General features: G+C 72.6%; 17 protein-coding genes and 1 pseudogene. 5 read left to right on the top strand and 13 right to left on the bottom strand.

Annotation, left to right across the window (positions count from 1 at the left end; genetic code table 11):
- Positions 1-30 precede the first annotated feature (30 nt).
- The 6 genes from ACFVZH_RS07050 to ACFVZH_RS07075 form a co-directional block, all read right to left on the bottom strand.
- The gene (locus ACFVZH_RS07050) at positions 31-645 is read right to left on the bottom strand and encodes a hypothetical protein (RefSeq protein WP_384894061.1); all 615 of its coding nucleotides are present in this window, start codon (positions 643-645) and stop codon (positions 31-33) included.
- The gene (locus ACFVZH_RS07055) at positions 642-1,817 is read right to left on the bottom strand and encodes an ROK family glucokinase (protein ID WP_384894063.1); all 1,176 of its coding nucleotides are present in this window, start codon (positions 1,815-1,817) and stop codon (positions 642-644) included. The genes ACFVZH_RS07050 and ACFVZH_RS07055 overlap by 4 nt, the downstream gene beginning before the upstream one ends.
- Before the next feature lie 58 nt (positions 1,818-1,875).
- Entirely contained in the window at positions 1,876-2,694 is an 819-nt protein-coding gene (locus ACFVZH_RS07060) for an ATP-binding cassette domain-containing protein (RefSeq protein WP_384894065.1), read from the bottom strand.
- A complete protein-coding gene (locus ACFVZH_RS07065) occupies positions 2,691-3,746 on the bottom strand; it encodes an ABC transporter permease (protein WP_384894067.1) in 1,056 nt (351 codons plus the stop codon). Before ACFVZH_RS07065 ends, ACFVZH_RS07060 begins: the two co-directional genes overlap by 4 nt.
- The gene (locus ACFVZH_RS07070; RefSeq protein ID WP_384894069.1) at positions 3,743-4,762 is read right to left on the bottom strand and encodes a sugar ABC transporter substrate-binding protein; all 1,020 of its coding nucleotides are present in this window, start codon (positions 4,760-4,762) and stop codon (positions 3,743-3,745) included. Before ACFVZH_RS07070 ends, ACFVZH_RS07065 begins: the two co-directional genes overlap by 4 nt.
- Positions 4,763-4,849: 87 nt before the next feature.
- Positions 4,850-5,569 (bottom strand): GntR family transcriptional regulator, encoded by a 720-nt coding sequence (locus ACFVZH_RS07075; RefSeq protein WP_384894289.1) that lies wholly within the window; start codon positions 5,567-5,569, stop codon positions 4,850-4,852.
- A 154-nt stretch (positions 5,570-5,723) separates the two neighbouring features.
- Between ACFVZH_RS07075 and ACFVZH_RS07080 the strand changes: the two genes are divergently transcribed.
- A complete protein-coding gene (locus ACFVZH_RS07080) occupies positions 5,724-6,719 on the top strand; it encodes a Gfo/Idh/MocA family oxidoreductase (protein WP_384894071.1) in 996 nt (331 codons plus the stop codon).
- A gap of 67 nt (positions 6,720-6,786) precedes the next feature.
- On the opposite strand, the gene ACFVZH_RS07085 is transcribed toward ACFVZH_RS07080, so the two are convergent.
- Complete coding sequence (locus tag ACFVZH_RS07085) at positions 6,787-7,965, bottom strand: cytochrome P450 (protein WP_384894073.1); 1,179 nt, start codon at positions 7,963-7,965, stop codon at positions 6,787-6,789.
- Between the two features lie 94 nt (positions 7,966-8,059).
- Between ACFVZH_RS07085 and ACFVZH_RS07090 the strand changes: the two are divergent.
- Positions 8,060-8,575 (top strand): annotated as a pseudogene (locus ACFVZH_RS07090) (transposase); the annotation flags it as partial.
- An 18-nt stretch (positions 8,576-8,593) separates the two neighbouring features.
- Here ACFVZH_RS07090 and ACFVZH_RS07095 read toward each other — a convergent pair.
- Positions 8,594-10,864 (bottom strand): MMPL family transporter, encoded by a 2,271-nt coding sequence (locus ACFVZH_RS07095; protein WP_384894075.1) that lies wholly within the window; start codon positions 10,862-10,864, stop codon positions 8,594-8,596.
- A 175-nt stretch (positions 10,865-11,039) separates the two neighbouring features.
- Here ACFVZH_RS07095 and ACFVZH_RS07100 point away from each other — a divergent pair, with 175 nt between their 5' ends.
- Together ACFVZH_RS07100 and ACFVZH_RS07105 are read left to right on the top strand one after the other, a co-directional pair.
- Positions 11,040-12,212, top strand: a complete 1,173-nt coding sequence (locus ACFVZH_RS07100) for a sensor histidine kinase (protein WP_384894077.1) — start codon at positions 11,040-11,042, stop codon at positions 12,210-12,212.
- Positions 12,187-12,849, top strand: a complete 663-nt coding sequence (locus ACFVZH_RS07105) for a response regulator transcription factor (protein WP_030832911.1) — start codon at positions 12,187-12,189, stop codon at positions 12,847-12,849. Before ACFVZH_RS07100 ends, ACFVZH_RS07105 begins: the two co-directional genes overlap by 26 nt.
- Positions 12,850-13,095: 246 nt before the next feature.
- Here the strand turns inward: ACFVZH_RS07105 and ACFVZH_RS07110 are convergent, their stop codons facing one another.
- On the bottom strand, positions 13,096-13,767 hold the full coding sequence (locus tag ACFVZH_RS07110; protein WP_384894079.1) for a response regulator: 672 nt from the start codon (positions 13,765-13,767) through the stop codon (positions 13,096-13,098).
- Positions 13,764-14,975 carry a sensor histidine kinase gene (locus ACFVZH_RS07115; protein ID WP_384894081.1) on the bottom strand — a complete coding sequence of 404 codons (1,212 nt, stop codon included), beginning with the start codon at positions 14,973-14,975 and terminating at the stop codon, positions 13,764-13,766. The genes ACFVZH_RS07110 and ACFVZH_RS07115 overlap by 4 nt, the downstream gene beginning before the upstream one ends.
- 145 nt (positions 14,976-15,120) lie before the next feature.
- Between ACFVZH_RS07115 and ACFVZH_RS07120 the strand changes: the two genes are divergently transcribed.
- The gene (locus ACFVZH_RS07120; RefSeq protein WP_384894083.1) at positions 15,121-15,342 is read left to right on the top strand and encodes a hypothetical protein; all 222 of its coding nucleotides are present in this window, start codon (positions 15,121-15,123) and stop codon (positions 15,340-15,342) included.
- A gap of 63 nt (positions 15,343-15,405) precedes the next feature.
- Here the strand turns inward: ACFVZH_RS07120 and ACFVZH_RS07125 are convergent, their stop codons facing one another.
- From ACFVZH_RS07125 to ACFVZH_RS07135, 3 genes are all read right to left on the bottom strand, one after another.
- Complete coding sequence (locus ACFVZH_RS07125; protein ID WP_384894085.1) at positions 15,406-15,759, bottom strand: hypothetical protein; 354 nt, start codon at positions 15,757-15,759, stop codon at positions 15,406-15,408.
- 11 nt (positions 15,760-15,770) lie between these two features.
- On the bottom strand, positions 15,771-16,718 hold the full coding sequence (locus ACFVZH_RS07130; protein ID WP_384894087.1) for a DMT family transporter: 948 nt from the start codon (positions 16,716-16,718) through the stop codon (positions 15,771-15,773).
- 114 nt (positions 16,719-16,832) lie between these two features.
- Positions 16,833-17,441: a dihydrofolate reductase family protein gene (locus ACFVZH_RS07135; RefSeq protein ID WP_384894088.1), complete on the bottom strand. Its 609-nt coding sequence runs from the start codon at positions 17,439-17,441 to the stop codon at positions 16,833-16,835.
- Positions 17,442-17,493: the final 52 nt, after the last annotated feature.

Here is a 17,493-nt window from a genome sequence, read left to right on the forward strand (position 1 = left end):
GACGTCGCCTTCCGCACGAGGTGACGGGTGTCAGGGGCTCGTGGCGGAGACCGCGTAGACGCGGGGGAAGGCCGGGTCGGTGAGGTCGACGGTGATGTCGGTGTCGGGACGGGGTTCCTCGCGGGGGACGGTGGTGCCGGCCCAGGTGGTGCCGCCGGAGGTGCCGGCGGTGGTGCCGTCGGTCGCGCCGTCGGCGAAGGTCCAGCCGGCGATGTCGGCGTCGCGCTCGCCGACGGTGATGCGGCCCGAGGTGAGGCGCGAGCGGCTGGTCCCGGACTCGGCGAGGAAGGTGTCGAGGCCGGTGGCGGTCGTCGTGAACTGGACGTAGAGCCGGCTCGTCTTCCAGTTGCTGGTCTCGTAGTAGGCGACGTCCCAGGCCCCGCCGGGGATCGGCACCTCGAAGACCCGGCGCTTCATCAGCGAGGGCCAGTTGGCCTGGAGACCCGCCGCCGAGGACTCGCGCTCCTTGTCGCGGCCGCTGTCCCGGCTCTGGCCGGCGGAGATGACGAGGTAGCCGGCCGGGATGCCGACGAGCAGCACGATGGTGACGGCCGTCAGCCAGCGGCGGCGGATCATGTGCCGGCGGTCCTCGGGCAGCTTGGCCCGCGGGTCGCGCGGCGGGGTGGACTGGTGGGGCACGGTCATGAAGAGGGGTCCTCGGGGGTACGGGCGGCCCGGCCCGAGGTCCCGTTGCGCAGGACCTGGGCGTAGCGCTCGTACCGTTCGTACCGCTCGACGCGGCGCCGGTTGGCGCGGCGGAAGCGGCGGGCGACGAGCCGGGCGAGGTCGGCGGCCCCGACCATGCCCGCCTCGGGGCCGAGCTGGGCGCGGGTGATGCGGGCCTCGGGGCGGTAGCCGCGGCCGGTGAGGTGGCGGCGGAAGGATTCCCGGGCGGGGCCGATCAGGAGGTCGTCGGCGGCGGAGACGCCTCCGCCGATGACGAAGCAGGAGGGGTCGAGGGCGGCGGCGAGGTTGGCGATGCCGACGCCGAGCCACTGGCCGATGTCCTGGAGCAGTTCGACGCACATGGCGTCGCCCTCGCGGGCGAGCTCGGTGATGAGCGGCCCGCTGATCTCCGGGATGTTGCCCTTGACCCGGTCGATGATCTCGTACGCGACCGGGGAGTCGGCGGCGGCCAGCTCGCGGGCCTCGCGGACGAGCGCGTTGCCGGAGCTGTACTGCTCCCAGCAGCCGCGGTTGCCGCAGGGGCAGCGGTGTCCGCCGGGGACGACCTGCATATGGCCGAACTCGCCGGCGACACCGTACTTGCCCCGCTTGACCTGGCCGTCCTCCAGGATCGCGCCGCCGATGCCGGTGCCGAGGGTGATCATGACGAGGTGGTCCTCGCCGCGCCCGGCGCCGAAGCGCCACTCGGCCCAGGCGGCGGTGTTGGCGTCGTTGTCGACCATGACGGGGACGGCGAGGCGGCCCTGGAGGGCGTCGCGGAGGGGTTCGTTGCGCCAGGCGAGGTGGGGGGCGAAGAGGACCCTGGCCCGGTCGGCGTCGACCCAGCCGGCCGCGCCGATGCCGACGGCGTGCACGTCGTGCCGGTCGGACAGGTCGAGGACCAGTTCGACGATGGTGTCCTCGACGACCTTGGGGCTCTTGGACTTGTCCGGGGTCTCCGTGCGGAGCTTCTCCAGGATGTTGCCGTCGGCGTCGACGACCCCGGCCATCACCTTCGTACCGCCGATGTCGATGCCGACGGTCGGCACCCGGGGCGCGGTCAGGTGGGAGCGCCGCTCACGGGTCCCGACGGTCCGCAGGACGGTGCCCCGGGCCGAGCCCCGGTGGGTGAGGTCGCGGTAGGTACTCATCGGCTCCGATTCTGCCAGGTGGAGGGTGAGGGGGCCGTGAGGTCGGCCGCGGCGGCCGTCACGTCGCGGAGGGCCGCTCCAGTTCGTGGCGGAGGTCCTCCAGCTCGGTGCCGCCGGCCATCTGGCGGGTCAACTCGTCGAGTGTCACGGACGCCTTGGTGTGGCTGCCGGCCATGACGCCGCGCTTGAGGAGGACGAAGCGGTCGCCGACGAGGTAGGCGTGGTGCGGGTTGTGCGTGATGAGGACCACGCCGAGGCCCTGGTCACGGGCGGCGGCGACGTACTTCAGGACGACGCCGGACTGCTTGACGCCGAGCGCGGCGGTCGGCTCGTCGAGGACGAGGACCTTGGCGCCGAAGTGGACGGCGCGGGCGATGGCCACGCACTGGCGCTCGCCGCCGGAGAGGGTGCCGATGGGCTGGTCGACATCGCGCAGGTCGATGCCCATGCGGAGCAGCGCCTCGCGGGTGGTGCTCCGCATCAGGCCGACGTCGAGCCGCTTGAAGGGGCCGGAGCCCCTGGTGGGCTCGGAGCCGAGGAAGAAGTTCCGCCAGACGGGCATCAGGGGGACCACGGCGAGGTCCTGGTAGACGGTGGCGATGCCCCGGTCGAGGGCGTCGCGGGGGTTGGCGAGGGCGACCTCCTCGCCCTCGATGCGGAAGGTGCCGGCGTCGTGCCGGTGGAGGCCCGCGACGATCTTGATGAGGGTGGACTTGCCGGCGCCGTTGTCGCCGAGGACGCAGGTGATCTCGCCCGAGCGGACCTCCAGGGAGACCCCTTCGAGGGCGCGGATGTTGCCGTAGTACTTGCTGACGTCGGTCAGCTCGACGAGCGGAGCGGCGTCCGGGGCGGTGTGCGCCGTGGCGTCGGTCGTCACTTGGTGGCCTCCACGCGCTTGCGGATCCAGGCGTTCAGCAGGGTCGCCAGGAGGAGCATCGCTCCCAGGAAGAACTTGAACCAGTCCGGGTTCCACTCGGCGTACACGATGCCCTTGCTGGTCATGCCGAAGATGAGGGCGCCGACCGCCGAGCCGATGGCGGAGCCGTATCCGCCGGTGATCAGGCAGCCGCCGATGACGGCCGCGATGATGTAGATCAGCTCGTTGCCGACGCCTTCGCCGGACTGGACGACGTCGAAGGAGAAGAGCAGGTGCTGGCCGGAGATCCAGGCGCAGAAGGCCACGCCCATGTAGAGGCCGATCTTCGTGCGGTAGACGGGGACGCCGACCGCTCGGGCCGCGTCGGAGCCGCCGCCGACGGCGAAGATCCAGTTGCCGAAGCGGGTGCGGAGCAGGATCCAGGTGGCGAGGGCGACGAGGCCGAACCACCACAGGATGGTGACCTTGAACTCGACGCCGCCGATGGTCAGCTGCGAGGCGAAGAGCTTCCGGGCGGAGGAGAAGCCCTCCATGTCGGCGATGGTCTTGGTGGAGACGGTGCCGCTGATCAGCTTGGTGAGGCCCAGGTTCAGGCCGGTCAGCATGAGGAAGGTGCCGAGCGTGATGATGAAGCTGGGCAGCTTGGTACGGGTCAGCATGAAGCCGTTGAAGAGGCCGATCGCCAGGGTGGCGACCAGCGAGACGCCGACGCCGACCCAGACGTTCGCGGTCATCTGGTAGCTGAACATCGACGAGATCAGCGCCGAGCTGGTCACCATCACGCCGGCGGAGAGGTCGAACTCGCCGCCGATCATCAGCAGGGCGACGGGGACCGCCATGATGCCGATGGTGGAGGCGGCGTAGAGGACGGTGCCGAGGCTGGCGGGGCGCAGGAAGCTGTCGGCGACGACCGAGAAGAACACGAAGACGGCGATCGCGCCGACGACCGAGCCCAGCTCGGGGCGGGCGAGCAGCTTCTTCAGCGGGGTGGTGCGCAGGAGCCGTTCGTCGACGTGGTCGACACCGTCCGACGGCGGGGCGGTGGAGCTCATCGGGTGCCCCGCTCCGCGTAGCCGACGAGTGCGGCGGCGTCGTCCTCGGTGATGATCTGGGGGCCGGTGAGGACCGGCTTGCCGCCGCCGAGGACGTCGGCGTTGTAGCGGTGGAGCCAGAGCAGGTCGACGGCCTCGTAGCCCTGGAGGTAGGGCTGCTGGTCGACGGCGAAGCCGAGGGTGCCGGCCTGGAGCGCGGTCGCGACCTTGGCGTTCAGGTCGAAGGTGTCGACCTCCGCCGTACTCCCGGCGCTCTTCGCGGCCTGGACGGCGGCGTCGGCGAAGGGGGCGCCGAGGGTGACGACCGCGTCGATGTCCTTGTCGGACTGGAGCTTGGCCTCGATGGACGCCTTGACGTCGGGCATGTTGGTGCCGTCGACGTAGAGGTTGACGAGCTCGCCGCCGAAGGTCTTCTTCGCTCCGCCGCAGCGCTGCTCGTGGCCGACGTTGCCCTGCTCGTGCAGGATGCAGAGGGCCTTCTTCTTCCCGCGCCGGTCGAGCTCCTCGCCGACGGCCTCGCCGGCGACGGTCTCGTCCTGGCCGATGTGGGTGAGCGCGCCGTACGCCTTGGACTGCTCGGCTCCCGAGTTCACGGTGATCACCGGGATGCCGGCCTTGACGGCCTTCTCGACGGCGGCCTTCATGGCGTCGGGCTTGGCGAGCGTCACGATGAGACCGTCGACGCCCTTGGCGACGTACGAGTCGATCAGCTGCGCCTGCTCCTTGCCCTCGTCGCTGTGGGCGTAGAGGAAGTTGATGTTGTCCTTGACGGCGGCCTGCTTGGCGCCGTTCTGGACGATGTCCCAGAAGGTGTCGCCGTCGCCGGAGTGGGTCACCATGGCGAAGGTCCAGCGGGGGGTGTCGACGGCCGCCCGGCCCTGGGCCGCGGCGGCCTTGCGGGCGTCCTCCGCCCGCTTTCCGCCGGTGCTGCTGCACCCCGCGAGCGCCCCTGTGAGTGTGAGCGCGAGCACGGCGCCGATGACGGCGCGTACCCCTCCGGTCCGAAGCCTGGTCACGAGGCCGTGCCCTCCTTTGTGTCCTTCTGCGTGCATTGCAGTATCGGTCATGCGGGTAGCGGCGCTCGTCGGGGGGCCTGCCCGGGACTACGGACGGACCATCAGCTGGAACTCGAAGGAGTAGCGGGCGGCCCGGTAGAGGTGGGAGCCGTACTCGACGGCGCGGCCGGTGTCGTCGAAGGTGGTGCGCTCCATCGTGAGCAGCGGGGCCCCTTCCGGTTCGTCGAGGAGCGCGGCCTCGGCGGCGGTCGCGGCGCGGGCGCCGATCGACTGCCGGGCGCTGTGCAGGGTCACTGCGGCGGTCCGGAGCGTGCGGTAGAGGCCGGTGGTCTCCAGGAGCGCGGTGTCGACGGTGACGAGCCCGGCGGGGAGGTGGTTGCGCAGGTACGCCATGGGTTCGCCGTGTGCGGTGCGGAGCCGTTCCAGGTAGCGGACCTCGCTGCCGGCGGGGATGCCGAGGGCGGCGGCGACCGGTCCGGCGGCGGGTTCGAGCCGGTCGACGAGGACCCGGGTGGCGGGGCGCCGGCCGGCGGCGTCGAGGTCGTCGTAGAGGCTGCTGAGTTCCAGCGGCCGCCGGACCCTGCTGTGCAGGACCTGGGTGCCGACGCCGCGGCGGCGGACGAGGAGGCCCTTGTCGACGAGGGTCTGGATGGCCTGGCGGACGGTGGGGCGGGAGAGGCCGAGGCGGGTGGCGAGGTCGATCTCGTTGCCGAGGAGGGTGCCCGGGGTCAGCGTCCCGTTCTCCACGGCGCTCTCCAGCTGCTGGGCGAGCTGGAAGTAGAGCGGGACCGGGCTGGTGCGGTCCACGGAGAGCGGGGGCAGGGGGGATCCGGACTGCTTGGACACGGGGGGAGCGTAGCCCCGGTGTGCTGGTGACAGGAAGCGGATGACGGGAAGTCGTGACGTCCGGATGTCCTGACAAATCCTTGACAGCGGGGTCGGTCGCCTCCACGGTGGGGCCATGCGCATCGGACTCATCGGTACGGGACGAATCGGGAGCTTCCACGCGGGTGTGCTGGCGCGCCATCCGGAGGTCGGGGCGCTGGTCGTGGCGGACGCGGACGCGGCGCGGGCGGCCGGGGTGGCGGGCGCGCTCGGCGCGGAGGCGGCGCCGGACGTGGAGGCGCTGCTCGGGCATGCCCTGGACGCGGTGGTGATCGCGTCGGCGACGGCGGCGCACGCGGAGCTGATCGCCCGCGCCGCCGGGGCGGGTCTGCCGGTGTTCTGCGAGAAGCCGATCGCCCTGGACGTGCCGGGGACGGCGACGGCGCTCGCGGCGGTGGCCGCGGCGGGTACGGAGCTCCAGCTGGGCTTCATGCGCCGCTTCGACGCGGGGTACCGGGCGGCGCGCGAGGCGGTGCGGTCGGGGCGGCTCGGCCGGCTGCACACCGTGCGGGCGGTGACCTCCGACCCGGCGCCGCCGCCCGCCGCGTACCTGCCGCTCTCCGGCGGGCTCTTCCGGGACTGTCTGGTGCACGACTTCGACATCGTCCGCTGGGTGACCGGCCGGGAGGTCGTCGAGGTGTACGCGACGGGCTCGGACGCGGGCCCCGCGATGTTCCGCGAGGCGGGTGACGTGGACACGGCCGCGGCTCTCCTCACCCTGGACGACGGCACGCCCGTCACCGTGACCGGGACCCGCTGCAACGGCGCCGGGTACGACGTGCGGCTGGAGCTGGCGGGCGAGCGGGACCAGGTCGTCGTGGGCCTGGACGACCGCGCACCGCTCACCTCGGTGGAACCGCACGGCCCGGCCGCACCGGAGAAGCCCTGGCCGGGGTTCCTGGAGCGGTTCGGCCCCGCCTACGAGGCCGAACTCGACGCCTTCGTACGGCTGGTGCGCGGCGAGGCCGCCAACCCGTGCGACGGCCGGGAGGCCCTGGCGGCCCTCCGGATCGCCGAGGCGTGCGAGCGCTCCCGCCGGGAGCGGCGTCCGGTGCGGGTGGACACCCCCTGAGAGATGTCCTGCCCGGCCGACGGCGACGACATCGGCGACGCCGTCGGCCGGGAGGTGTGCGGGTGGCTCACCACCGGACCGGGAGGCCGCGGACGCCGCGCAGGAGGAGGCCGGGGAGCCACTCCCAGGGCGCGCCCTCGGGGTCGAGTGCGAGCCGGGGGAAGCGGTCCAGGAGGGTGCGGAGCGCGATCCTGCCCTCCAGGCGGGCGAGCGGGGCTCCCAGGCAGTAGTGGATGCCGTGGCCGAAGGCGAGGTGGCCCCGGGTGTCCCGGCGGATGTCGAAGCGGTCGGGGTCGGGGAACCGGGCGGGGTCGCGGTCGAGCGCGCCGATCCCGACGAGGACGCTCTCGCCGGCCGGGATCACCCTGCCGCCGATGGCGAACTCCTCCCGGGTGAAGCGGAAGGTGCCGGTCTCCACGGGCCCGTCGTAGCGCAGGGATTCCTCGATCGTGCCGTCGAGGAGGTCCGGGTCGGCGCGCAGGGCGGCGAGCTGCTCGGGGTGGGTGAGCAGGTTGCGGACGGTGTTCGAGATGAGGTTGACGGTGGTCTCGTGACCGGCGATGAGCAACAGGTAGGCCATGGCGCGGAGTTCGGGTCCGGAGAGCCGGTCGCCGTCCTCGGCGCGGGCGGTGATCAGGCCGGAGAGCAGGTCGTCGGCGGGCCCTGCGGCCCGCTTGTCCTCGATGAGTTCGTCGAGGTAGCCGCCGAAGCCCTCCAGGGCCGCCTGGATGCCTTCCTCGCCGGTCGGCACGACGAGTTCGTTCGACCAGTGGCGGAAGGTGTCGCGGTCCTCGGCGGGGACTCCGAGGAGTTCGCAGATGACGGTGATCGGCAGCGGGAACGCGTAGGCGTCGACGAGGTCGGCGCGGCCCGCCGGTTCCATCGCGTCGGCGAGTTCGTGGGTGAGCCGCTCGATGCGCGGCCGCAGACTCTCCACCCGGCGGCCGGTGAACTCCGCCGTGACCAGGCGGCGCAGCCGGGTGTGGTCGGGCGCGTCCGCCGCCAGGAGGTGGACGCCGATGATGTCCGCCTCCGGCGGCTTCACGCCGATGACGGACGGGGACTTGGCGAGACGCGGGTCGGCCAGTGCCGCGCGTCCCTCCTCGTGGCCGACGACCAGCCAGAACTGGAAGCCGTCCGGCATCCTCACCTCGTGGACGGGACCGGCTTCGCGGAGCTTCGCGTATAAGGGGTACGGGTTCGCGGTGAAGTCCGCGCCGCACTCACCCAGTTCGATGACGGACATCGACGAAGACTAGCCGACTAGGGCGCGTATCGAGCCGTGATCAATTTGCGGGATGTGCCTTCGCGGCACGGTCCGGTCCGATGGACGGTCTTACGTGACGCTAGTGCAACTGACCGATCCGGATGGGGAGTTCATCGAGCCGTACCTGCCGATCGGCGAGTACGGCCCGTACCCCGAGCGACTGCGGCAGCAGTTCGAGGGCGTGATCCGGCGGTTCAGGACGGGCGGGCAGTGGCGGGAGATGCCGACGGAGTTCGGCGCCTGGTCGACCGAAAGTGATCCCGCGCTGGAAGAACGACGACGCATCCGGCGTCGGCGGAAACTCCGGCTGAAGGCCGCCCTCCTCGGACGTTCCAGAGGCGGGCAGACCAGCAAGGTCCACTTCGCCGCCGACCGCAAGTGCCGCCCGCTGGCGTTCATCCTGACCACAGGTCAGGCAGCGGACAGCCCGCAGTTCATCCCCGTCCTGAAGAAGGTACGGGTACGCGGGCCCGTCGGCCGACCCCGCATCCGGCCGGACGCGGTCGCCGGGGACAAGGCGCACTCGTCCCGCGGAAACCGCGCCCACCTGCGCAAACGCCGTATCGAGGCGGTCATCCCGGAGAAGAAAGGGCGGGTAGGAGTTGAGTCAACGGTCAACCAGCCGTGGACGCGGGGCCTCACCCGTGGAATCCGCGTCGGTGTCGTCGGTGCCGACCGGGCCGCGGGGAAGCAGCCGGTCCAGCCACTTCGGCAGCCACCAGTTGGTCCGGCCGAGGAGCGTCATGGTCGCCGGTACCAGCACCATGCGTACGACCGTGGCGTCGATGAAGATCGCGGTGGCCAGGCCGAGCCCGAACATCTTGGTGGAGGGGTCCTCGGCGACGGCGAAGGACAGGAAGACCGCCACCATGATGAGGGCGGCCGAGGTGATGATCCGGGCGGTGCGCGAGACGCCCTCGACGATCGCCGTGCCGTTGTCGCCGGTGCGCAGGTACTCCTCGCGTACGCGGGAGAGGAGGAACACCTCGTAGTCCATCGACAGGCCGAACAGGATGGCGAAGAGGAACATCGGGATGAACGACACGATCGGAACCGTCGCCTCCAGCCCGATGAGTGCGCCTCCCCAGCCCCACTGGAAGACCGCGACCATGATGCCGTAGGCCGCGCCGATGCTCAGCAGGTTCAGCAGCACCGCCTTGAGCGGTACGAGTACCGAGCGGAAGACCAGCATCAGCAGCAGGAACGACATCGCCAGCACGGCGGCGACGAACACCGGCAGGCGTTCGCTGGTGCGTCGGCCCACATCGGACAGGCTCGCGGCGGCCCCGCCGACGTGCGCCCTGGCCGGGCCTTGTCCGATCGCCGCGGGCAGCACCTCGGCGCGCAGCCGGGCGAGGGTGTCGGCCGTGGCCTCGTCCTGAGGGCTGGAGGTCGGGAACACCACGAGGGTCGCGACGCCGGTGGCCCGGTCGATGCGCGCCGGTGCGACGGACGCGATCCCCGGATCCGCCGCGACCCCCGCGACGAGACGGTCCACCACTCCCGGATCACCGGCGGGGTCCGCGGCGATGACGAGGGGACCGTTGGTGCCCGGGCCGAACCCCTCGGCGACGAGGTCGTAGGCACGGCGCTCGGTACGGCTCTGCGGCAGTGAGCCGTCGTCGGGCAGGCCGACGCGCAGGCCGAGCACGGGCAGCGCCGCCGTCAGCAGCAGCGCCGCGGCGCCGACCGCGTACGGCACCGGGTGCCGGCCGACGTGCCCGAGCCAGCGCCGCCACCCGACGGCGGGGACGGCGCCCGCCGCCGCGTCCCGCCGTCGGCCGAGGCGGCCCGACCGCCCGGCCCGAAGTGCCCGGCCGATCCGGCCGGCCCGGCCCAGCCGCGGGCCCGCCGCGCCGAGGAAGGCCGGCAGCAGCGTCACCGACGCGAGCACCATCGTCAGGACGACGATCGAGACGGCAACCCCGCCCACCGTCATGAACGGCACGTTCGCGACCGCCAGGCCGAGGATCGACACGACGACGGTGCCGCCGGCGAAGACCACCGGCCGCCCCGCCGTTGCCACCGCTCGTCCGGCCGCCGCCTGCGGATCGAGCCCGCGCGCGAGGTACTCCCGGTGCCTGGCGAGCACGAACAGCGCGTAGTCGATGCCCACTCCGAGCCCGACCATGCTGCCCAGGACCGGTGCGAAGGTGGGGACCTCTGTCACCCCTGCCACTACCGTCATCGTGGCGACCCCGACGGTCAGTCCGAAGACCGCCATGCCGATCGGCAGCGCGGCGGCGACGAGCGAACCGAACGCCAGGAACAGGATCGCGGCCGCGGCGAGGAGGCCGATCAGCTCGCTCGCGCCGCCGTCGGGGTCGGAGAAGGCGTAGAAGAGGTTCCCGCCCATCTCGATGCGCAGGGGCAGCTCGGCGCGCAGCCGGTCGCCGAGATCGACGAGGGCGTCGAGGTCTTCGGCCGACAGTCGGCTCTGGTCGGGGTACTGCACCCGGACGACCGCGATCCGCCCGTCGGCCGAAACGAGGCCGCCGCGCACGGCGGTGTCCCCGCCCGCGTCGAGCGCCCCCGCCGGGTCGCTCGTGCCGAGCACGTGCGGCAGCCGCTTCACCTCGGTCTGCAGTCGCGTGAGAGCGGTGCGCGCGCCGTCGTCGTCGAAGAACGTCGCGCCGTCGTCGAGGGGGGTGACGACCACTTGGGCGGTCATCCCCTCCTGGCCGGTGCCGGCCCGCTCGATCAGTTGCGCGGCCCGTTGGGAGTCCAGTCCCGGAGCGGTCATCGAGTCCGCGGTCCGCCCGCCGAAGGCGACGGCAGCGAGGACGGCGAGCGTGGCGGCGATCAGCCATGCCGCGATCACCCGCCAGGGATGGCGGGCGGCGCTTGCGCCCAGGCGCAACAGGGCTTTCGAGAGCATCGGGTCCTCCAACCACCTCGTCGGCCGTCCTTGTACGGCCGCCGATGCCGAGGCTCGTCGCCACGGCGCTCCGCGGCATCGGCCCGCGGGCCGCGGATCCGTCGGCCCCGGGGCGGAGTGACGACCCGTCCTTTCGGCCGATGCGCGGCGCGCTGCGGTCCCTAGGCTGAGAACCGTGCTCCGAGACGACCTGCGAACCCTGTGGACCGAACCCCGGCCGCCCGACGCGCCCGCCCGGGTGTGGCGGGACTGGGCGCTGCTCACCGCGGGCCTTGCCGGTGTGGTGCTGGAGGCCACCCTGCGCGAGAACGTCGTGTGGCGGCCGGTGGCGTTGGTGTTCGCCGTATGGCTGTGCCTGCTGCCCCTGTGGCGCCGGACCCGCCCACTGGCGATGGTCACGCTGGCGTTCGGCTCGGTGATCGTGCTCCAGCTGGCCTCGCTCGTCGCCGCACCGCGCGAGCCCGTCGGCCTGAACACCGGCGCGGTCGTGCTCGTGCTGGTGTACGCGCTCCTCCGGTGGGGATCGGGACGCGAGATCGTGCTGGGCGGCGCGGTGATCCTCGCGGCCAGCACGCTGTGTTCCGTCACGGACGAGACCCCGGTCGTCGAGAACGTCGTGGGCTTCGCCTTCCTGCTGCTGCCCGGCGTGGTCGGGGCTGCCGTGCGGTTCCGGGTGACCGCTCGCGAGCGGCAGTTGGAGCAGGTGCGCTCCCGCGAGCGCGAGCAGCTCGCCCGGGAACTGCACGACACGGTGGCCCACCACGTGTCGGCCATGGTGATCATCGCCCAGGCGGGCCGGGTGCTCGCGGGCACCGACCCGTCCGCCGCCGTCGAGGCGCTGGAGGGGGTCGAGGAGGAAGGGGCGCGCACGCTGGAGGAAATGCGCGCCATGGTCGCCGCGCTGCGCGACCGCGGGGTCGGCGCCGAGCTGGCGCCCCCTGCCGGAGTCGCGGATCTGGAGCGCCTGGTGCGCACCCCGGGTGGTCGCCTCAGGGTCGACCTGGGGCTCGACGGCGAACTGGACGCGCTGCCCCCGGCCGTGGACGCGGCCGTCTACCGGATCGTGCAGGAGTCGGTGACCAACACGCTGCGCCATGCGGTCGACGCGACCGAGCTCGTCGTTCGGGTCGCCGCGGAACGGCACACGGTACGGGTGAGCGTGCGCGACAACGGCCGGCGCACCGGCCGGGGTCGCGACGGATACGGACTTACCGGACTGCGCGAGCGCGCGACCCTGCTCGGCGGCACACTACGAGTCGGCCCGGGTACCGACCGGGGCTGGCATGTCGAAGCCGAACTGCCGAGAGCGAGGAGCGAGAGCGGTGTCCATTCGCGTCCTCGTCGCTGACGACCAGACGATCATCCGCACCGGATTGCGGATCATGCTGAACGCCCAGCCCGGCATCGAGGTGGTCGGCGAGGCCGCCGACGGGCGGGAAGCGGTACGTCTGGCCCGCGAACTGCGCCCCGACGTCTGCCTGTTCGACATCCGCATGCCCGTACTCGACGGGCTCGAGGCCACCCGGTTGGTCGCCGGCCCGGGCGTCGCCGACCCGCTGGCCGTGGTCGTCATCACCACGTTCGACCTCGACGAGTACGTCTACGGCGCACTGCGTGCCGGCGCCCGCGGATTCCTCCTCAAGGACACGGGACCGGACCTTCTGGCCCAGGCCGTACGGTCGGCGTCCGGCGGTGAGGCGCTCATCGCGCCCAGCGTCACCGTCCGTCTGCTCCAGGCATTCGCGGACCTGCCCGCCGGCCGGCCCGTGGCCCAGCCGGTCTCCCCCGTCACCGCCCGCGAGGAGCAGGTGCTCCTCGCCGTCGCTCGCGGGCTGACCAACACCGAGATCGCCGACGCACTGCACATCAGCCTCAGCACGGTGAAAACGCATCTGGCCAGCCTGATGGCCAAACTCGGCGCCCGCAACCGGGTCGAGATCGCGATGTGGGCCTACGAAACGCGCCGTATCCTCCCCGGAACCTGAGCCGGGTGCCGGGCCATGTCCCATGAGTCCCCGCCCGGACATCAGTGCACCGGTCGGCTCACGTCGGCTCCACGTGCCTCACCCGCCCCAGAGCGTGACGTACCAGGAGGCCGGAACCGGGACGGTGAGACACCCGATACGACAAGACTCCCGACAGCTACCTCGCCGGTCTCCACCTGCACGCCTCGATGATCTGGATCAAGGACCTCACCAGGACCACCCGATGATCACGACTCGATACGCGCCCTAGTCCCCGTCGGCCCCGTCCAGAAGGCCCGCGTCGTGGACGAGGAGGGCGATCTGGACGCGGTTGTTGAGGTCGAGTTTGGCGAGGATGCGGGAGACGTGGGCCTTGACCGTCGGGACGCTCATGTACAGCTCGGCGGCGATCTCGGCGTTCGAGCGGCCGTGGCCGACGGCGACGGCCACCTCCCGTTCGCGCTCGGCGAGCCGGGTCAGGCGGTCGGCGGCGGTGGCGCTCCTGGGCTGTGCCGGGTGGCCGGCGACGTGGGTCATGAGCTGACGGGTGACGGCCGGGGAGAGGACGGGGTCGCCGGCGGCGACCCGGCGGACGGCGGCGACGATCTCGGCGGGCGGGGTGTCCTTGAGGACGAATCCGGCGGCGCCGGCCCGCAGGGCGCGCAGCACCTGTTCGTCGGCGTGGAAGGTGGTGAGGACGACGACCTCGGGGGCGCCGGGGTGGGCGCGGAGGCGCTCGGTGGCGGTGAGTCCGTCGACGTGGGGCATGCGGATGTCCATGAGGACGACGTCGGGGGCGAGCCGGGCGACGAGTCCGGGGACGTCGCCGCCGTCGGCGCCCTCGCCGACGATCTCCAGGCCGTCGGCGCCGCCGAGCATCAGGGTGAGGCCCGCGCGGACCAGGGGGTCGTCGTCGACGATGAGCAGCCGGATGGTCATGGGGGCCACGGTAGCCAGGCGTGCAGGGCGAACCCGCCGTCGGGGGCCGGGCCGTGGTCCATCCGGCCGCCGGCCAGGGTGGCGCGTTCGGTGAGGCCGATGAGGCCCTGGCCGGAACCGGGGACGTGCGGGACCGGTCCGGCCGGGGCGGGGTTGTGGATGTCGACGGTGAGGCCCTCGCCGGGCCGGCCGCGGACGGTGACCGTGACCACGGTCCCGGGCGCGTGCTTGCGGGCGTTGGTGAGGCCCTCCTGCGCGATGCGGTAGACCGTACGGCCGGTGGCGGCGGGCACGGCGGAGGGGTCGTCGACGGTGGTGTCGAGGACGACCTCGGCTCCGGCCTCGCGGGATTCGGCGACGAGCGCGTCGAGGGTGGCGAGGGTGGGCTGGGGCCGGTCGCCTTCGCCGTTCTCGCCGGGGGCGCGCAGGACGCCGATGATCTCGCGGAGGTCCTGGAGGGCCTCGTGGGCGCTGTCGCGGATGACTCCGGCGGCGCGGGCGACCTGCTCGGGCGGGGCGTCGGGCCGGAACTCCAGGGCCCCGGCGTGGACGCTGAGCAGGGTGAGCCGGTGGGCGAGGACGTCGTGCATCTCGCGCGCGATGGCCTCGCGGGCCAGCCGCTGGGCCTGGGCGGCCCGCAGTTCGGCCTCGGCCTCGGCACGGCGGGCGCGTTCCCTGAGGGCCTCGACGAGCTGACGCCGGGAGCGGACGAGCATGCCCCAGGCGGTGACGAGGAGGATGAGGACCGCGCCGAGGGCGATGGAGAGCCCGGCGTTGGTGGTGGGGTCGGGGCGGACGAAGACCTGGACGACGGAGGTGGCGACGGCGAGCGCGCCGATCCAGGCCACCTCGCGGAACGGACGGCGTACGGCGACGCTGAACAGGCTCGCGAGCAGGGCGCCGGCCGCGACCGGGGCCACGATGTTCACCAGTACGAGGGCGACGGCGAGCCCGACGGGCCACCTCCGGCGCCCCCACAGGGCGCAGCAGGCGGCGGCGCCGGCGAGCTGGTCGAGGAGGGTGACCGGTTCGCTGGTGTACTGCGCGCTGGCGTCGGCGGCGAGGAGGCCGACGAACGCGGCGAGGAGGAACAGCGAGGTGTCCACGACCCAGTCGCGGGCGGTTCGGCGGGGCCGCGCCGCCCCGCTCCCGCCCGGTTCGACCAGGTGGGAGGGGAGCAGCCAGCGCTGCCGGTCCGTACGAGTCATAGGGGAAATGTACGCAGCGGACGGGCGCGCACCGGGCATGAGCGGCCGGGTCGCTACCGAAGTCGCGCGGGTCGATACTTCGGTAGCGGTGGCCGTGGACCGGAGGCGGACGCGACCCCTCGCCCGCACCGGCCATGATCACGGCATGAAGAGATTCCTTGAGGTCGGCGGCTTCCTGCTCACGCTGTTCGGTGTCTGCGGGGTGATCCGGGAGCTCACGGACGGCTGGTTCCGGCTGCTGGGCCTGACCCGGTTCCTGACGGAGAACGTGTGGTTCCTGGAGGGCCGGGAGCTGTTCGCCGACATCGTGATCGCGGTGCTCGGCCTGGTCCTCATGATCGCGTCGGACCGGGTGCCGAAGTCCTGAACCGGGCCTCGCAACCGGGCCTGGCAACCGGGCCCCGGCAGCGGGACCCGGAGGGCGTACGGCTCAGCCGCTCACCGTGTCCTGCCGGGGCGCCTCGGCGAGGTGCTCGGCCATCCGGTGGGAGACGGAGCCGCTCGTGAAGAGGACGGCGCCGATGACGGCGAGCGGGACGGAGGCGCCGATGACGCCGACCAGTTCGGGCCAGTCGCGCGCCTCCTCGCACGCCTTGTCGTGCAGGTACTCACTGGTGAGGAGCGTGGGGCAGGTGTTGCTGCCGTCCGCGGGCTCGTAGGGGGTGAGGAGGAGGACGCCGAACCAGACCCAGAGCAGTCCGGCGACGGCGAGCAGGCCGACTCCCCAGCCCTGGGTGCGCCGGGCGCGGGCGCGGAACTCGTTGTCGAGAGCAAGTGAACGCATGATCGAAGAACTTACCCGCCGGCGGCTCGTCGGCCCCAACTGGTGCCCGCCAGAACGAGGATCGCGCCCACGAGACCGAGGACACCGGGGCGGTCGCCGGCGACGGCGATGCCCGCGGCGGCGGCCCAGAGGGGCTCCGTCCCGAGGAGGAGGCTGACCCGGGACGGAGAGGTGCGGCGGACCGCCCACATCTGCACGAAGAACGCGAAGAGCGTGCAGAAGACGGAGAGGAAGACGAGTCCGGCCCACTCGCGCGGCCCGAAGTCGAGGGCGACGGCCCACGGCGAGGCGCCGGTGCCCGGGAAGGCGGCGATGACGGCGAACACGGCGACCGCGGAGCCCAGTTGGACGGTGGTCAGGGAGAGCGAGTCGGCCGAACGGACCGCCTTGATCCGGGACATGGCCAGCACGTGGACCGTGCGGGCGAGGGCGGCGAGCAGCATCAGCAGGTCGCCGAGCGAGGGCGCGGTGAAGCCGCCGCCCTGGGTCAGCAGGACGACGCCGGCGACGGAGAGCCCGGCGGCGGCGAGGAAGCCGCGGGGCATGGGGGTCCCCGCGGCCCCGGCGGAGCCGGCGGAGACCCGGGTGACGGCCGCCTCGGCGATCGGGGTGAAGATCATGGTGAGGCTGATGATCAGGCCCGCGTTGGTGGCCGAGGTGTGCACGACACCGTACGTCTCCAGGAGGAAGATCCCGCTGAGGATCAGCCCGAGGGCCGCGGCGCCCCGCCACTGGGCCGCGGTGAGCGCCCGGAGCCTGCGCCACCCGGCGGCCACCAGGACGGGCAGGACCACCGCGAACCGCAGGACGAGCACCGCGACGACGGTGTGGGGGGTGGTGATGCCCTTGGCCGCGAGATAGCTGGCACCCCAGACGACGGCGACGAGCAGGACGGGCAGATCGGTGAGCCAGGCCCGGCGCGGGGCGCCGAGGGACACGGGGGCGGCGATCGAGGACATGGGGGCCGCTTCTCCAACTCTTGAGACCGGGGTGGAGACTTCGGCGGCTCACACGCGGAGCGATCACCGTACCGGGACGGGCCGGTGGCGGCTACACCTTTCCTTCCGCCGCGATCAGTAGCTGCCGTACGCGGGGCGGCCGGCCAGCTCGTACGTGTGGAGGGCGACGCCCGCGCCGGTGGTACGCGCTTCGGTGAGGCGGAAGGCGGTGGGGCGGACGCCGTCGGAGAAGAGCCGGCGGCCGGAGCCCAGGACCACGGGGAACACGTGCAGGTGGAGGGTGTCGATGAGGTCGTGGCCGAGGAGGGTCCGGGCGAGGCCCGCGCTGCCGTGCATCTGGATCTCGCCGTCGGTGCGCTCCTTGAGGGCGGCGACCTCCGCGACGACGTCACCGCGGAGCAGGGTGGTGCCCTCCCAGTCCGCGGAGGTGAGCGTGGTCGTGGCGACGTACTTGGGGAGGGCGTTGAGCTTGGAGGCGACGGGGTCGGCGGGGTCGGTCTGCCGGGGCCAGTAACCCGCGAAGATGTCGTACGTGCGGCGGCCGAGGAGGAAGGCGGTCGGTCGGGCGAAGATCTCGGTGATGCGCTGCCCGAAGTCCTCGTCGCCGAACGGCACGGACCAGCCGCCGTGCTCGAAACCGCCGCTGGGGTCCTCTCCGGGGCCTCCGGGTGCCTGGGTGACGCCGTCGAGGGTGAGGAACTGGGTGAGGCTGAGGGTGGCCATGGCGGATGCCCTTTCTGTTCTCCGGACCATCGTGTCTCACCTCTTCCGACTC

This window comes from Streptomyces sp. NPDC059534 (genome assembly GCF_042743475.1).
Classification (GTDB): Bacteria; Actinomycetota; Actinomycetes; order Streptomycetales; family Streptomycetaceae; genus Streptomyces.

Bases quoted from the DNA above. Each gene is read 5' to 3' on its own strand.
- ACFVZH_RS07120 (WP_384894083.1), top strand. From the start codon at position 15,121: ATGAAGAGATTCCTTGAGGTCGGCGGCTTCCTGCTCACGCTGTTCGGT.
- ACFVZH_RS07130 (WP_384894087.1), bottom strand. From the start codon at position 16,718: ATGTCCTCGATCGCCGCCCCCGTGTCCCTCGGCGCCCCGCGCCGGGCC.
- ACFVZH_RS07115 (WP_384894081.1), bottom strand. From the start codon at position 14,975: ATGACTCGTACGGACCGGCAGCGCTGGCTGCTCCCCTCCCACCTGGTC.
- ACFVZH_RS07065 (WP_384894067.1), bottom strand. From the start codon at position 3,746: ATGAGCTCCACCGCCCCGCCGTCGGACGGTGTCGACCACGTCGACGAA.
- ACFVZH_RS07110 (WP_384894079.1), bottom strand. From the start codon at position 13,767: ATGACCATCCGGCTGCTCATCGTCGACGACGACCCCCTGGTCCGCGCG.
- ACFVZH_RS07080 (WP_384894071.1), top strand. From the start codon at position 5,724: ATGCGCATCGGACTCATCGGTACGGGACGAATCGGGAGCTTCCACGCG.
- ACFVZH_RS07095 (WP_384894075.1), bottom strand. From the start codon at position 10,864: ATGCTCTCGAAAGCCCTGTTGCGCCTGGGCGCAAGCGCCGCCCGCCAT.
- ACFVZH_RS07055 (WP_384894063.1), bottom strand. From the start codon at position 1,817: ATGAGTACCTACCGCGACCTCACCCACCGGGGCTCGGCCCGGGGCACC.
- ACFVZH_RS07085 (WP_384894073.1), bottom strand. From the start codon at position 7,965: ATGTCCGTCATCGAACTGGGTGAGTGCGGCGCGGACTTCACCGCGAAC.
- ACFVZH_RS07050 (WP_384894061.1), bottom strand. From the start codon at position 645: ATGACCGTGCCCCACCAGTCCACCCCGCCGCGCGACCCGCGGGCCAAG.
- ACFVZH_RS07125 (WP_384894085.1), bottom strand. From the start codon at position 15,759: ATGCGTTCACTTGCTCTCGACAACGAGTTCCGCGCCCGCGCCCGGCGC.
- ACFVZH_RS07135 (WP_384894088.1), bottom strand. From the start codon at position 17,441: ATGGCCACCCTCAGCCTCACCCAGTTCCTCACCCTCGACGGCGTCACC.